We start from the raw sequence: 13,649 nt of genomic DNA on the forward strand, positions 1-13,649 counted from the left end.
TCTTCATTTTGTCTTAAACCGGGTAATTATAACGATAATGTAGCACCCCATAATACTGGGGGGTAGTATATTATACTGGAGGGGAGTATAGTTCGGTTCAAATATTTAAACCCAACAGGGAATTTGAATGGATTTTGTAGCACTACTGCAACAAGGTAATGGCTGGTTTTTTATTCCCAGTGCCATCATGCTTGGCGCGTTACATGGTTTAGAGCCAGGACACTCAAAAACCATGATGGCTGCCTTTATTGTGGCGATCAAAGGTACGGTTAAACAGGCGGTAATGTTAGGTTTAGCGGCGACCATTTCTCACACGGCAATTGTTTGGCTAATCGCTGTTGGAGGGATGTACCTCAGCCAGGCCTTCACCGCAGAAGCCGTTGAACCCTGGATGCAATTTATTTCCGGGATAATTATTATCCTGACCGGGCTGTGGATGTTTGTTAGAACATGGAATGGGGAACGCACCTGGCATAAAGCACATAAACACGCACATGAATGGACCACCCAAGTTGTCGATACAGGGCATGGACACATCTCCTTATCTGTTATCGAAGAAGGAGCTTACTACCGTTTTCAGCTGCGTGCGCTAAATGGCAGACTTCCATCACCTGAAGGTATTCAGTTATCAATGCAGCAGACAGATTCTGCTGCATCCGAGCTGAGCCAATTTGTGCAGCGTGATGGATATCTTGAGTCCATATCGCGAATTCAGGCCTCAAACGACTTTTCAGTTACACTGATGATGACTCACCACGATCACACACATGATTTTAATGTACATTTTCATGAAGACGCTCAATTAATAAATGAAAATAAACAGTATCAGGATGCTCACGAACTCGCTCACGCCCGGGATATTCAAAAACGTTTTGAGCATCGCGATGTAACCAATGGTCAGATACTACTTTTTGGGTTAACCGGAGGATTAATCCCCTGTCCTGCCGCTGTAACTGTGCTGTTTATATGCATACAGCTAAAAGCAATAACACTGGGTGCAACTCTGGTTGTCTCATTTAGCATTGGACTGGCACTGACGCTGGTGACAGTTGGCGTTGTGGCAGCCGTGGGGGTGCATAAGGCAACGTCTAAATGGAGCGGATTAAATGATATTGCTCGCCGGGCACCATATCTTTCTGGTGTGCTAATTAGCGCGGTCGGAGCATATATGTGCCTGCACGGGATAACAGCACTAACAAATTAATTTTTAAAGCAATAACATTAATCTACAGTGGCATTTTGTTGCATTGCATCATACTGTGCGCGGCTATTTTCAATGATTTTTAAGTTGTCACGCACCCACTGATTAAAACGCAGACTGCCGTCACCTAACATCACAATAATAAGAATGCTCCACTTATCGCCGACACGCGATAACAGAACGCACCGCTTTACATTCTTTACCACTGTGCTCCAGTTGCTACCAGTTATTCATCATATCTCCGGTATGTTATTTGTGCCTGGGTGACAAAAATGTGCCTCCTTGCGGCTACTATTTTAAGTACCTAATATAGAGTAAATTACTTTTTATACTTTAAATCGCATCTAATTAAGGAGTCATGTGTGGAACAAGTACTTTCTCAACAAGCGTTAGATCAGTTATTTTACCAGGCAAGAACCGTCAACGCCTGGCAGGACAAACCCGTTAGCGATGAATTACTGACTCAGTTATATGATGTATTCAAATGGGGGCCGACTTCAGCAAACAGTTGCCCTGCGCGTTTTGTATGGGTGAAAAGCGATAAAGCTAAGCAAACACTCGCCGACTTAGCCAAGGGTGGTAATCCGGATAAAATTTTACAGGCTCCGGTCACTGTGATCATTGGCCAGGATCTTAACTTTGTGGATACCTTACCTAAACTGGTGGCGCCACATCTGTTGGAAAACATGCAGAATATGTTGCGCCCGGTGGCTGAGATTACTGCATTTCGTAACGGTACATTGCAAGGTGCTTATCTTATGATGGCCGCACGTGCTTTAGGTCTGGATTGTGGCCCAATGTCAGGATTTGATAACGATGGCGTGGATAAAGCGTTTTTCGCAGATACCGCAATTAAATCCAACTTTATCTGCTGTTTGGGTTATGGCGTGGCGGAATCGACCTACCCAAGGGCACCACGACTGAGTTTTGATGAAGCGGGTGAAATTGTTTAATCAGAATCCAATTCACACAGATCCAAGCCATGGGATCTAATCGGTGCAGCCATTAAAGCAGTAGCTTTCTGCGCTTTAATGGCATGCGCATTTTTACATATTCAATACCACTTTTATCAAAACGTTCTCCATCGGGCTTCATGCCTAGTTTCATATAAAATGCCAACGCACTGGTTCTGGCATCACACCAAAAAAAGTCGACATCCTTGTCTTTAAGGAACGCAATGACGTGACCTAACATTGCTGAGCCAATACCAAGCCCCTGAAACTCTCCGTCTGTGGCAAACTTGCGTAATCTTGCTGAGCGGCCGTGTATAAATATCGATGCCACACTGACCAACTGCTGATGAATAAATCCGCCAAAGTGCAGTGCTTGCTCATCCCCTTCCACCTGACAAAACTCAGCATCTTTATCCGGCCACAGGATACGATGGCGGAGATCAAGTGTTTGTTGCCAGTCAATTTTTTCTATTCGAAGTTCTGCAGTATCAGGCCCAAACTCTGGCTGCTCAGTTGTTAGTTGCAAGATGTTGTTTCCATTGGTTTTGATTAATTCTCAACAAAGCGATGCGGCTGGTGATACCTTTTACTTCTGTTGTCTGGTCAGATTGCCAGACAGTTTGCATGTTCAAACGCTGCCCCAATTTAATCGCGGCGACATTGCGTTCAAACGTTTGCGCAAACACAACCTGAGCACCTAACTTATTAAATGCAAAATCCATCATCATGCTTGCCGCATTAAAGGCAATACCTTTCCATTGCGCTTCACGCCCCAGCTCAATTCCAAACGAATAACAACCACTGTCAACACGTCTTAGTCCTACTGAGCCAACAAGCGCCGCTCCATGCTCAATAGCAAACTGATAACTGACTCTGGGTTGCGCATTTGCCTGTGCGATAAAGCGGTTTAACAACTTTTCACTTTGTATTTTGCTTACAACATCATCGCAATAAAATCGTGCAAACTTTTTATCCAGCCGTAGCTGCTGATATGCGATTAAATCTGTCATTACAAAATCCCTTAATAACAGATTGTTCGTTCCATGCAGTCGCATACCTTCCCCAAAAGTAACAATATATAACAATTAATTTATTATTCTATTACAATCGATTTAAATACAAATTAATTATTCCATAAAAGACGAAGCAAATGCTACAAAAATTGTATCAGCCATGTCAATGAATTTTAAAATTTTCCGTATAGTACTTAAGTAGTATTGGGAAAGAAACCTTTAACTTGTCTAAAAAAATCCTGCTCTAATAATGCATTTTTCCATTAGAAACAGGTAATAAAAGACAAAACTAAGCCCACATCACATAAAGTAACCTAGCAGAAGGGCTATGAATTAAATGTGAAATACTGGTAGTAACTTATTTATGCAAAGCCTGATCAAACTGCGCAAGTTTGGCAATGCCATCTGTCCAGCTCAGTTTACTTTCGCAATAAATATTTGCGGTAGGTTGTGTATCCATATTTTCCACGCTACCTAAATACAACATCGCTAATCCTGGGTATTTCTGATTAAGGTTGTATAAAGGAGAGCCACAGTCAGCACAGAAGTGCTTTACCGCTCTTTCCGATAGTGCAGCGGTTTTAATGTTGCCAGTTACAAGGGTTAAATCAGCGTGTTTGACTATCAGGTAGGTACTAAATGCCGAGCCATTTAATTTACGGCATAACTCACAATGGCAGTTTACGCTGTTTAAAATTCTGCCTTCAAGTTTATACGTGGCATTGCCACAAAAGCATTTACCTTGCATCACTTGGCTCCTGTCAGAACAGATTAGGCGACAATATCCATATGGTAGTAAACAATAATCCGGCAAAAGCTTCGAGCAGGGATACAGGCTTTTTGCCCAAACTATTAAGGTAGCCCAACACCAGTGCCAATACACCCAGAGGTAGAAAAAAAACAATGGATGATACTGTTAGATTGGTGTTTGACCATCCCAACCAATTAAACAACACATCTTCCACCGCAGCATGACCAAATAAGACCAAATAAATATTGCAGTGGCGGTAACCATACAACACAAGCAGTCCGGCAATGATACAAGTGATGCCTATGAAAAGTGGAATAAACTGCGTGTAATAACTGGGGGTAAACCAGATACTCATATCCAGAGAGGTATGGACCTGATCATAAAAAGGCACACTGAATGCGGTACCCACCATCAGAAATAAAATACCCAGCGTTTTAATAACGTTCTGATTCATATCCAGTCCCTGCACATCGCCAATTTGAATTTTTATATCATAGCTATCAACACATTAGCTACTTTAGCTTACCTTTTGGTGTGGCAAAAAATGCAGCGGGAATCGCTAACGGGCCTAAGATAAAGGCATAGCAGAACCAATTCATCAGAGACGCCCTTCGCCAGTATGCAATGCACAATACCAGCACTATACTCAGCAAATAAATCGCAATAAATAACATAAGCTTACCTCCTTATATCGCGATTAAGGCGATATAAGTTTTAGCTGTGGCCACTGCTTTAACCAGTTTTTATTTTGTACCCGTTGTTGAAAAATAAGCGGGTCTCGCAATGGGTTGGCAGATAACTCACCACAAAATAATGTGTGCCAGCCAAAACAGGCAAAAGCCTGAAATTGCCCGTTAACTAAACGCACGGCAACTGCCGTTTGCTGTTCTATCCAGTAGCTAATCGCCTGTTTGGTATTTTGGTATGGACTATGGCCATTTCTGCTGTGCATTCTGGCCTGATTACGAACTTGCCAGTTCACCTCAGGCATCCACCTCGTCAAAGTGTGTTCAACGGCTCTATCCTGCGCCGGATCGCGCTGTGCGGGATCAAAATAAACCACATCAATATCATTTAGCGCTGTTGGAGTTGTATACAGGTGAATATGATCCCACACCAGATTGCGCACAAAACCAGCCCCAATATAACAGTCTGGTAATTGCAATGATGCCACTGCCGTCAGGACGTTCATTCGATACGAGTCTTGTTTTAACAATTCAAACAGCTTTTGCTGATGACGGTGTTCAATGTGGCTCATAAGGTGGTGGTGAGTTTATCGATTTGTAACCTCATCACCACAACTTGTTTTCCATTACTTTCCAGCTGATGAATTGGCTTAAAACCTGATTTGGCATAAATGCCACCGGACAAATCCTCTGTTTGCAAATAAAGCTCAGTAATACCCAGTGTTTTGGCTTTTTCAATTAATGCAGCAACCAGATGACTGGCGATGCCAAGTCCGCGCCAGTGTTTATCCACATATATTCCACCCATCCAGACCGGGTATTGCTCAAACTGCGGCATCTCCCGCCACTTTAATTCACCAGCTGCAACAATTTGGCCCAAATGTCGGACCAACATCAACAAAGGTACCTGTTCGCGATTATCGGAACGCGTTAGTTTTGCCGCAATATTTTGTAAACTCACATCCTTATGTTTACGGCCCCATTTGTTGTAGTACCAACCTGCAACCTTGCCCAATGCCGCGGGCGCATCCGCCAGCAAAACAAATTCCATAAATAACTTATTTTTCCTTGCCCTGCTGTTGCTGATGTTTTTGCATACGAGCATTAAATTGTAATACCCCACCCAAAATAACCCCAAGCGCAATTCCGGTAGCTATGCCTTGCGCAAACTGCCCGGACATCACACCATAAGCCGCCCCCATAATCAGGCCCACTAAAACCCCCATTCCCATTGATCCTTTAGGTGCTTCAGATTCGGAAGATTGCTCATCGGGCGAATTTTGTTTGTGTTGTTGCATATGTCAGGTTACCTGTTTATTTACGAACTAAGTCGATTGTATATTGCTGCGGGACTCCCTGTTGATCAGTCCATTTTTGCGTCACGCGCAAATGATCAGAATCCGTTTTTTCCCAACAAAATGAACTAGGGGCTTCCAACGGAACAAAGCAGGCGCGATTATCTGTGATATCGCTAGCCTTCCAGCTAAAATCATTCCATACCGAGATAACTTCCCCCTGTTCCAGACGAATAATACTACTATCCCCGGCTACGCTAAAAGCACGGTCTTTATAACGTGTTGAGCGGATTTGATATTGGCTGTCGAATGAATAGGCTTCATAAAATTCACTACCATCAGGAGCCTTACCTACCCATTCGCCGAGCAAAAAGTCCAGTTGTTCAAAGCGCTGCTGACCAGGCAGTGGGGGCGTCGAGGAGCAAGCAGAAATGAACAGTATAAGTCCCCCAATAAAAACCCGCATTTTACTCTCCTCCAGATTTAATCCGCGATATGAAACAACAGCTAACTAAACGCTACCGGTTACAGGCTGTCCGGACTCAGCTTAGCCATCAACTGATCAAATGTCGCAAAATGGTAAAATCTATCAGCCTGCACATTACTGAGCCCGGCGTTAACCAATATTGCAAACAACCCGGTTTGTAATGCGGGCATGATATCAGTTTTTATTGTGTCCCCTATCATCATAACCTGCTGAGGCTGGCATGCCAGTGCCCGGATAATCGCCGGGTAATAATCGTTATCGGTTTTGGTTAACCCCAGTTCACGCTGGCAGAAAATATCAGTGAAAAATGAAGCGATACTGGCACGCTCCAGCGCAGCTGTAATCTCACTTTTATCAGAATCCTGCGCATTGGTTGCCACATACAGTCTGTGACTGTCGGATAATCGCTCAAGCAATGGCATCACTCCAGCAACTAATTCGATATACGGCCACTGATACATCTTCCCTGAATAATGAGGAAAATCCAACATCAGTGTATTGCCCCAGTCAAATAGCACCACATCGGTTTGTTGAAATAAATCGACTAAAGATAGCTGGCTGTGAACAGACATAAAATGTAGTGAGTTGATTAATGACACAAGAACTGACCATATCACTAATGTGATGAAATTAAGCTGAAAAAAACGTAAAAATTTTCCTCATTCGACAAGGGGGTAATAAAGCTATTTTTTGCTCACAAAAAAACAAGGCGACCGGTGGCCACCTTGTTCTAAGACGGCTTAACCAAGGGTTACGTCAGGGGTAAACCCCATACTGATAGCCACCCGGTTCCAGCTGTTTATGGATAAAATAATTGCGGTTAACTCTGCGACACCTTTTTCACCAAATAAAGCTATAACCGCTTGGTAATGCTGCTCAATCACACTTTGAGACGGGATGCGTGTCAGTGATTCAGCCCAGTTTAGTGCGGCCTGCTCTTTATCGGTGAAATATGCCGGAGCTTCATGCCAGCTTAATAAAATATCCAGACGTTGCTGATACTCTCCATCTTTGCGTGCCTCACCAGCATGCATATGCTGACAAAAGCAACAGCCATTGATTTGTGACACTCTTAGTTTAATAAGATGTTTAAGTGAAACACTGATATTGTCGCTATCACTGATTTTTTCCAGTGCCAGCAGACTGTCCACCAGATGGGGGACATTACGGTAAAAATCGTTACGGGATAATCGGCTATGTTGCATATGTTGTCTCCTGTTAAAGTTTCGGAAACAGTAGCGGCCAATTAATGACGAATATTGTAAATATGCGACAATTTTCGTTGACGGTATGTCTGAGGTGTTTGCATGGTAAAACGTTTAAAAATATGACTAAAATGCGCCTGATCATAGAAGCCACACTGCTGAGCAATATCACTCAGACTAAGCTCGGCCTGAAGGATTAATTCCCGGGCCTGTCTGATGCGCAACAATTGCGTAACTTGCAACGGAGAGAAACCCGTCTCGCGACGAAATTCTCTTTCCACTGTTCGTCGCGACAATCCCCGTTGTTGCAATGCCTCAATCCGGTAATCACTATCACTAAATACTGCCCACCATTGCTGTAACCTTCCCGGTGTAACACTGTGTCTTTGTGCTAACAACAGCAACCACTGCTGTATTAACTGAACATTACTGACTTTACTATGCTGCAGCAGATGCTGTAGTTCATCAGCCATATCCGGAGCAATATCAACCAGAGGCAGGCTGTCTTCTGCGATCAGTTCTGAGGGTTCGATGTCCAGCAATGCATGCATTCCTCCCGGTAAAAAGTGTACACCAGCCAGCTGATGCTGATTATCCACTTGTTTACGATAAGGTTTATGCGAAGAACTTAGTAAAATGTAATATTGGCCGTCATCGTAGTGCACAACCAGTTTCCCCCCGGGGTCAGGGTACATTACATGTTCGGAGACAACTTTTTGTTCAGGGTCGCTATAACCTGAAGACCATAGATTCATTACCCAGTGACGGAGTTCGGCGACAGGGGAGTAGTGCCGAAATCCAAGATAAGCAAGTTGTGCATTCAACCAGGGGCGCGACATAAAATTAATGACCAACCAGAGATTGGCTGATCACAGCAGAAAAACACACAAGACACAACGATTACCTGTATGTGCCGTCACTTAATGAGGCAGGCTTTCCAGAGCACAGGGTCTGGCAAAATAAAACCCTTGTGCGTAATCAATGCCCAGTTTTTCAAGCATCTGACATTCCGCCAGTGTTTCCACCCCTTCTGCTACCAGATCAAAATGGCTGGCTGCCGCAAAACCGATAAAAGCACTGGTTAACGCCTGTTTCTGGTTATCGCTATCAATATTCTCAATCAAACTGCGATCTATTTTTACGATATCAGGATGAATTGCCAAAATATGCCTGAAACTGGAAAAGCCTGCACCGGCATCATCGATGGCAATTTTCATTCCCTGTTTTCGTAACGGTAATAAAGCCGTTTCAATAAGCTGATAGTCTGCAATAGCAGCATGTTCGGTAATCTCCAGCACAATGCGTTTGGCTGGCAAGCGGCACAACACCGCATAAAAACTGGGACTTAAAATATAATCCGGCGTGATATTAATCGATAAATAACAGCCCGGCGGCAAGGATGGTAAGGCTTTTTTTGCTTGCACCACGACCCTTTCGTTCAGCTTTTCAGATAAGTCCACACTTAATGATTCACGAAAAAGTACATCTGGTGCCCAATCTATACTGGCAACCCGCGCCAACGATTCGAATCCCCGGTAACTGTGGTCACGTAAACTGACAATTGGCTGAAAATGTAATCCAAGACGATCATCCTGAATAATATCGTTAATTTTTTTACGCAGCAGGTTTAAATGGTTTCGGGCCATATGATGACTTTCGATAAGGGTGGCAACCATATCGGCAAACACCTTGAATACATCCAGGTCGTGTTGCAATAAATCAAAGTTGGGTAAACGACTAAAGGCACAAAAAGTGCCGTAAACACTACCATCACTGAGCAGAATGGGGACGCTAATATGTGCCCCCACTGGCAATGTGTGGGTAACAGCTAAATCATTTACCGCGGGTTCCTGGCGGGCATCACACACCAGTTGAGGCATACGCCCATCAGCAATACGCTTACAAAAACTTAATTCCAGTGGATCACTATCCCCAACATGAATAAATTCGGCCCCATGTTGGGCATCAATAAATTCAAATACCCGACGACCATCGACAAAATGCGATACAAAAGCAACTTCCATATTCAGTCGCATGCGAACTGACACCAGTAATTGATGAATAAGGTCACTGATTTTTTGATGAGTTGAGGAGTCCGGCAATAAAGAATTGTGATCCCAAAAGCTGTGTTCCATGGCAAAACCTTCACTTGCGAGTCTGAAATTTAGCTGACGACAACACGGCCTGACAATCAGCGATTTAGTAAGTTTAGGTCAATTTCAGCAAGGAGTGAGTGAAGTGTTTTTTATTTGAGATGAGGAAAGGTTTTAAAACGTTCAGTCGCAGCGAGATTTTGCTCCCAACCGGCCTGACTCTGGGTAAACAGATGAGCAGTAGGTTTAATATCCACCGGTTGATCAAGGCTTCCGGCGGGCACGACTAACAATGAGAGATCATGATTCTCAAAGGGTAAAGCCGAACCACATTGCTGGCAAAATGCTCTTGCATGGCGACTGGCCGGCAGGTGAAATTGAGTGACCTTGTCTTTCCCTTCTAACCATTCCAGACGGGCGCTGGATGAGAATAAATTTGCAGCATGAGCGCTACCGGTATCTTTCTGACAATACTGGCAATGACACAGATAAAACTGTTCAAATTTACCGGTAACACAGTATTTAACCGACTGACACAAACAACTTCCATGGTATTTTTGCATCTGAACGTCCTTTAATTTTTTTGTTTGTCTGTGGCCATGTGCAATGTGTGCAGCAACAAGAACTGATCACCAACATCGCCGTGTCCGGGAATAACCTGTTTAGCTTTAGGGAACTGATGCTGCAATTGTTTAATCGATTCAGGCCACTGCTGCATGACCGCTTCACCGGTATACCCCAGATTACCGGTTTCAGCTGCTCGCACCAAACAGCCGCCAAATAACACTTTATCATCCGCCAGCCACACTACCGCGTTATCCTCGGTATGCCCGCCACCAGCAAAATAAAGCTGAATTTTATTCTGCACTAACCAGAAACTATCTCCTTTCACAGAGTGCGTTGCTTGTGTTTTTTGATGTTGTGCCAGTAATTGATTAGTACGTTCAAATACATAAGTTGGAACAGATTGCCGGTTTAAAAAAGCCAGTCCGGCAGTTCTGTCCTCATGCCAGTGTGTTGAAACTGCACCTTTAAGGGTTAAACCTTTATGTTTGATCCATTTATACAGGATCTGCATATCGCTTTCGGACCAGGGCGTATCCACCAAATAGGCATCCGCTCCGTCACTCACCACCAGACCATTGGATGAAACCAGTCCAAAACCCGATACTTCTTTAAAAGAAATGTGTTGATACAAGTGCTCATTGAGTTGCTTGATTTCCAACGTTTTGCCAGAGGCGCCGCAGTAGGAACTGCACAACAATAGTAAAACCAGTATTTTTTGCATACGACTCATCTTAGCTTAACTGCCAACGGCATAAGCCTTTGATCGATACATCCGCACCCAGTTCACGATAGAAACGAATCGCCCCATGATTGTCTTGTTCCACTTCCCAGCGAATTTGCACAGCATGCTGCTCAGAACAGACTTCACGTAATGCCTGCATAAGCTGCTGGCCAATTTTTTGCCCCCGGTATTGCTCCCACACAAATAAATCGTCCAGATTCATTACCGTTTTGCCACGCCAGATAGAATACATCCAGCTGTAAGATGCATACCCGGCAATCTTACTGTCGATTTCGGCCAGCAACACTTTGAATTTGGGTTGTTCAGAAAAACCATCCTGCAATAGCTGTGTCTTGCAGGTAGTGACATATTGTTGCTGATTATGATGGGCTGCGATGGCCTGTATTAATTCAAATACGGCATCCAGGTCATCAATCCCGGCATGGCGAATACTGAGCATCTACGACTTCTCCTGATCTGACACTTTACCTCTGGGCGGATAATCAATCTGTTCCAGATCAACCAGTTCCCAGTCGCGACTGACATTTTTATACAGACGTTTTTTCAACACAGGGTAATCCGCTACTTCATGAGGTAATCGCTGCCCAACCACGATACAGACCAAATCCTGATTGCCGGTATTTTGCATATTGTGTGGTAAACCATTGGCGCGATAACCGATAAAATCCCCAGCTTCAATGGCATACAGTTGCTCACCAATCCGCACCTGTCCTGTTCCCTCTAACACATAAGCACATTCATCCTCGTAATAATGCACATGTGTTTCGGTTGACCATTTGCCCGGAGCGACACGAATAATGTGGAAACCCAATCCGCTCAAGCCGGTTAAATCGCCCAGCGATTTGTTGTTACGTTGTGCCTCGGGGTTCAGATAATGCGATTTATCTTGTCCCGGCATCTGATCAATCTGCTGTTTCTTTAATAAATATCCTTGCATATCCACCTCCTCAGCAGCGCGAGTCTAATAAGAATAAAGCGGCAAGTACCTGAACTGTCTCAGGCACCGGAAAAGTTTATTTGATTTTTAGCAACTCAATGTCAAATTCCAGCGCTTCATCGTAACCAAATGCAGGAGGATTGGCCTTACAGCCATAGGCCAAATCGGCAGGCACATACAATGTGAATTTGTCTCCCTCAACCATATCCGCCAACGCCAGTTGCCAGCCTTTAATCACATCTTTGACGTTCATTTCCATTGGTGCATTGGGTTGAGTCGCATCAACCAGGGTACCGTCCAGTTTACGGGTTTGATAATACACCAGCACCTTGTCTCCGGATTCAGGGTGCCGGGTTCCCCGTCCCTTTTTAATCACCTTATACTGGTAGCCGTGTGGAGATTTTTTAACTCCCTCGCGCTTGGCATTTTCGATAAAAAATACCTGCGCTTTAACCTGATTTAGCGCCGCACCCGGTTTGGAACATTCACCAGAGGTAGAACTACAGCCCGCCATTATCGTCGAAGCAGCGCAGGCCAGAGTCAGTTGTTTAATCCTGTTCATCATTTGTTTTATACCAAAGCTAGTCATGCTACATCATATCGGTTTTTAACAAACGATGACCAGCCTTGGGCTATTGTTTATTGTCCCTGGCGGGTAAATCATTACACAGTGCACAGTCAGTCCCACGACGAAAGTTTTTAACACGCACATAGGCAAAAATCGCCAGCGACACTGACGCCCAGATAAGTCCAAACTCTATTGAATATTCTGTTGATCTTCCTTTTAGGTACTGAATCCCACCTAAAAGCACAACCAATAGTGGCCATGCAATACTGTACTGGGTAATCCACTTTTTAACCGGCATCACTCCCTCCTTTTTGTGCGGTTATCTGATATTGGCCAGATGTTATGTTGTCGATATGGAGCCGGCTCGTTTCATCGCCTCAAGCGCCAGCCTCTCGGCATTGGCAAACAGTGCCATTTCCAAATCGTACAATTTATAATCCGGAAAATATTGCAAACAATCATTAAGCAGTTGCATGTAGCTACGGTATGTATCGTCCCGTGCTATGCGTTGCCAACCGGCTTTGACCAAATTGTTGATTTTGAATGTATCAGTGTAAACAAAACCAATGCGTTTTGTCGCATGGCCAGTCACATTGTTGCGCCCGGAAATGTAACTAAATGCAAAGCCCCGGTGAGGGTCATGAAGCCATTGCAGCGCATTTAAACTCACCGCGACCCTGGCATCGTAAATAGCAAACCGATACAAATCAGCTACGGCAAATATCTTTGAATAGCTCGCAATCCCCTTTAACGGAGTCGGTGGATTAAGCACAGATAAACGTTCAACATACTGGTGTAACGTCTCTGTTTTGTTGCCCTTAACACCACCCCAGTCGGCTACAATCACTTTCGCCAGTTTTTGTTTACCAGCAATATCGGCTTCTAACCACTGCTGATGCAGAAAATGTTTTAATGCAATATTGGCTGAATAACCTTTTTCACCGCTTTTACCGAATCCTGCAACAACCGGAATTCTCCAGTTATACTCTTGTTTTATCAAGGGCAGCGCTTGCGCTAAATAATCCACCAAAACAGTAACAACAGACTGCAACTTTTACTCCTTTTCATTCACAAAAAACCACGCGCGCACCAGAAAATGTTGCGTCTGAAAAAATTCATATCGCAATATCAGTACGCCCGGGTCAACGTGT

22 protein-coding genes are annotated in these 13,649 nt (G+C 44.1%); 2 read left to right on the plus strand and 20 right to left on the minus strand.

Annotated features, from left to right (window positions below; genetic code table 11):
- The first annotated feature begins 127 nt into the window (after positions 1–127).
- Complete coding sequence (locus tag H8B19_RS14395; protein WP_186507588.1) at positions 128–1,204, plus strand: nickel/cobalt efflux transporter; 1,077 nt, start codon at positions 128–130, stop codon at positions 1,202–1,204.
- A 17-nt stretch (positions 1,205–1,221) separates the two neighbouring features.
- On the opposite strand, the gene H8B19_RS14400 is transcribed toward H8B19_RS14395, so the two are convergent.
- Positions 1,222–1,407, minus strand: a complete 186-nt coding sequence (locus H8B19_RS14400; RefSeq protein ID WP_186507589.1) for a hypothetical protein — start codon at positions 1,405–1,407, stop codon at positions 1,222–1,224.
- Between the two features lie 156 nt (positions 1,408–1,563).
- On the opposite strand from H8B19_RS14400, the gene H8B19_RS14405 reads away from it, so the two are divergent.
- Positions 1,564–2,154: a malonic semialdehyde reductase gene (locus H8B19_RS14405; protein WP_186507590.1), complete on the plus strand. Its 591-nt coding sequence runs from the start codon at positions 1,564–1,566 to the stop codon at positions 2,152–2,154.
- A gap of 52 nt (positions 2,155–2,206) precedes the next feature.
- On the opposite strand, the gene H8B19_RS14410 is transcribed toward H8B19_RS14405, so the two are convergent.
- From H8B19_RS14410 to H8B19_RS14500, 19 genes are all read right to left on the minus strand, one after another.
- On the minus strand, positions 2,207–2,680 hold the full coding sequence (locus tag H8B19_RS14410; protein WP_186507591.1) for a GNAT family N-acetyltransferase: 474 nt from the start codon (positions 2,678–2,680) through the stop codon (positions 2,207–2,209).
- Positions 2,664–3,209 (minus strand): GNAT family N-acetyltransferase, encoded by a 546-nt coding sequence (locus tag H8B19_RS14415; protein ID WP_277816413.1) that lies wholly within the window; start codon positions 3,207–3,209, stop codon positions 2,664–2,666. The genes H8B19_RS14410 and H8B19_RS14415 overlap by 17 nt, the downstream gene beginning before the upstream one ends.
- A gap of 316 nt (positions 3,210–3,525) precedes the next feature.
- Positions 3,526–3,915, minus strand: coding sequence for a GFA family protein (locus tag H8B19_RS14420; protein WP_186507593.1), 390 nt, complete (start codon positions 3,913–3,915; stop codon positions 3,526–3,528).
- Between the two features lie 13 nt (positions 3,916–3,928).
- On the minus strand, positions 3,929–4,372 hold the full coding sequence (locus H8B19_RS14425) for a hypothetical protein (RefSeq protein WP_186507594.1): 444 nt from the start codon (positions 4,370–4,372) through the stop codon (positions 3,929–3,931).
- A 243-nt stretch (positions 4,373–4,615) separates the two neighbouring features.
- Entirely contained in the window at positions 4,616–5,176 is a 561-nt protein-coding gene (locus H8B19_RS14430; RefSeq protein ID WP_186507595.1) for a nucleotidyltransferase family protein, read from the minus strand.
- The gene (locus tag H8B19_RS14435; RefSeq protein WP_186507596.1) at positions 5,173–5,655 is read right to left on the minus strand and encodes a GNAT family N-acetyltransferase; all 483 of its coding nucleotides are present in this window, start codon (positions 5,653–5,655) and stop codon (positions 5,173–5,175) included. The genes H8B19_RS14430 and H8B19_RS14435 overlap by 4 nt, the downstream gene beginning before the upstream one ends.
- Before the next feature lie 7 nt (positions 5,656–5,662).
- Entirely contained in the window at positions 5,663–5,902 is a 240-nt protein-coding gene (locus H8B19_RS14440; RefSeq protein WP_186507597.1) for a hypothetical protein, read from the minus strand.
- 16 nt (positions 5,903–5,918) lie between these two features.
- Positions 5,919–6,365, minus strand: coding sequence for a hypothetical protein (locus tag H8B19_RS14445; protein ID WP_186507598.1), 447 nt, complete (start codon positions 6,363–6,365; stop codon positions 5,919–5,921).
- A 59-nt stretch (positions 6,366–6,424) separates the two neighbouring features.
- A complete protein-coding gene (locus H8B19_RS14450) occupies positions 6,425–6,985 on the minus strand; it encodes an HAD-IA family hydrolase (protein ID WP_186507599.1) in 561 nt (186 codons plus the stop codon).
- A gap of 141 nt (positions 6,986–7,126) precedes the next feature.
- Positions 7,127–7,591, minus strand: a complete 465-nt coding sequence (locus H8B19_RS14455) for a carboxymuconolactone decarboxylase family protein (protein ID WP_186507600.1) — start codon at positions 7,589–7,591, stop codon at positions 7,127–7,129.
- A gap of 41 nt (positions 7,592–7,632) precedes the next feature.
- Complete coding sequence (locus tag H8B19_RS14460; RefSeq protein WP_186507601.1) at positions 7,633–8,430, minus strand: AraC family transcriptional regulator; 798 nt, start codon at positions 8,428–8,430, stop codon at positions 7,633–7,635.
- A gap of 81 nt (positions 8,431–8,511) precedes the next feature.
- Positions 8,512–9,726, minus strand: a complete 1,215-nt coding sequence (locus H8B19_RS14465; RefSeq protein WP_186507602.1) for a sensor domain-containing phosphodiesterase — start codon at positions 9,724–9,726, stop codon at positions 8,512–8,514.
- A 110-nt stretch (positions 9,727–9,836) separates the two neighbouring features.
- Positions 9,837–10,247, minus strand: a complete 411-nt coding sequence (locus H8B19_RS14470) for a GFA family protein (protein ID WP_186507603.1) — start codon at positions 10,245–10,247, stop codon at positions 9,837–9,839.
- Between the two features lie 11 nt (positions 10,248–10,258).
- Positions 10,259–10,981, minus strand: a complete 723-nt coding sequence (gene bla, locus H8B19_RS14475) for a subclass B1 metallo-beta-lactamase (protein ID WP_186507604.1) — start codon at positions 10,979–10,981, stop codon at positions 10,259–10,261.
- A 1-nt stretch (position 10,982) separates the two neighbouring features.
- A complete protein-coding gene (locus H8B19_RS14480; protein WP_186507605.1) occupies positions 10,983–11,432 on the minus strand; it encodes a GNAT family N-acetyltransferase in 450 nt (149 codons plus the stop codon).
- On the minus strand, positions 11,433–11,930 hold the full coding sequence (locus H8B19_RS14485; RefSeq protein ID WP_186507606.1) for a cupin domain-containing protein: 498 nt from the start codon (positions 11,928–11,930) through the stop codon (positions 11,433–11,435). It abuts the gene before it with no gap.
- Positions 11,931–12,006: 76 nt separating this feature from the next.
- A complete protein-coding gene (locus H8B19_RS14490) occupies positions 12,007–12,495 on the minus strand; it encodes an FKBP-type peptidyl-prolyl cis-trans isomerase (RefSeq protein ID WP_186507607.1) in 489 nt (162 codons plus the stop codon).
- A gap of 67 nt (positions 12,496–12,562) precedes the next feature.
- On the minus strand, positions 12,563–12,796 hold the full coding sequence (locus H8B19_RS14495; RefSeq protein ID WP_186507608.1) for a hypothetical protein: 234 nt from the start codon (positions 12,794–12,796) through the stop codon (positions 12,563–12,565).
- Between the two features lie 42 nt (positions 12,797–12,838).
- Positions 12,839–13,549: a hypothetical protein gene (locus tag H8B19_RS14500; RefSeq protein WP_186507609.1), complete on the minus strand. Its 711-nt coding sequence runs from the start codon at positions 13,547–13,549 to the stop codon at positions 12,839–12,841.
- Positions 13,550–13,649 lie beyond the last annotated feature (100 nt).

This window comes from Neptunicella marina (genome assembly GCF_014270035.1).
Lineage (GTDB): Bacteria > Pseudomonadota > Gammaproteobacteria > Enterobacterales > Alteromonadaceae > Neptunicella > Neptunicella marina.

Coding starts and splice junctions, on each gene's coding strand:
- H8B19_RS14425 (WP_186507594.1), bottom strand. CDS start 4,372: ATGAATCAGAACGTTATTAAAACGCTGGGTATTTTATTTCTGATGGTG.
- H8B19_RS14455 (WP_186507600.1), bottom strand. CDS start 7,591: ATGCAACATAGCCGATTATCCCGTAACGATTTTTACCGTAATGTCCCC.
- H8B19_RS14430 (WP_186507595.1), bottom strand. CDS start 5,176: ATGAGCCACATTGAACACCGTCATCAGCAAAAGCTGTTTGAATTGTTA.
- H8B19_RS14465 (WP_186507602.1), bottom strand. CDS start 9,726: ATGGAACACAGCTTTTGGGATCACAATTCTTTATTGCCGGACTCCTCA.
- bla (WP_186507604.1), bottom strand. CDS start 10,981: ATGAGTCGTATGCAAAAAATACTGGTTTTACTATTGTTGTGCAGTTCC.
- H8B19_RS14435 (WP_186507596.1), bottom strand. CDS start 5,655: ATGGAATTTGTTTTGCTGGCGGATGCGCCCGCGGCATTGGGCAAGGTT.
- H8B19_RS14485 (WP_186507606.1), bottom strand. CDS start 11,930: ATGCAAGGATATTTATTAAAGAAACAGCAGATTGATCAGATGCCGGGA.
- H8B19_RS14395 (WP_186507588.1), top strand. CDS start 128: ATGGATTTTGTAGCACTACTGCAACAAGGTAATGGCTGGTTTTTTATT.
- H8B19_RS14415 (WP_277816413.1), bottom strand. CDS start 3,209: ATGCGACTGCATGGAACGAACAATCTGTTATTAAGGGATTTTGTAATG.
- H8B19_RS14480 (WP_186507605.1), bottom strand. CDS start 11,432: ATGCTCAGTATTCGCCATGCCGGGATTGATGACCTGGATGCCGTATTT.
- H8B19_RS14460 (WP_186507601.1), bottom strand. CDS start 8,430: ATGTCGCGCCCCTGGTTGAATGCACAACTTGCTTATCTTGGATTTCGG.
- H8B19_RS14495 (WP_186507608.1), bottom strand. CDS start 12,796: ATGCCGGTTAAAAAGTGGATTACCCAGTACAGTATTGCATGGCCACTA.
- H8B19_RS14490 (WP_186507607.1), bottom strand. CDS start 12,495: ATGATGAACAGGATTAAACAACTGACTCTGGCCTGCGCTGCTTCGACG.
- H8B19_RS14420 (WP_186507593.1), bottom strand. CDS start 3,915: ATGCAAGGTAAATGCTTTTGTGGCAATGCCACGTATAAACTTGAAGGC.
- H8B19_RS14470 (WP_186507603.1), bottom strand. CDS start 10,247: ATGCAAAAATACCATGGAAGTTGTTTGTGTCAGTCGGTTAAATACTGT.
- H8B19_RS14440 (WP_186507597.1), bottom strand. CDS start 5,902: ATGCAACAACACAAACAAAATTCGCCCGATGAGCAATCTTCCGAATCT.
- H8B19_RS14445 (WP_186507598.1), bottom strand. CDS start 6,365: ATGCGGGTTTTTATTGGGGGACTTATACTGTTCATTTCTGCTTGCTCC.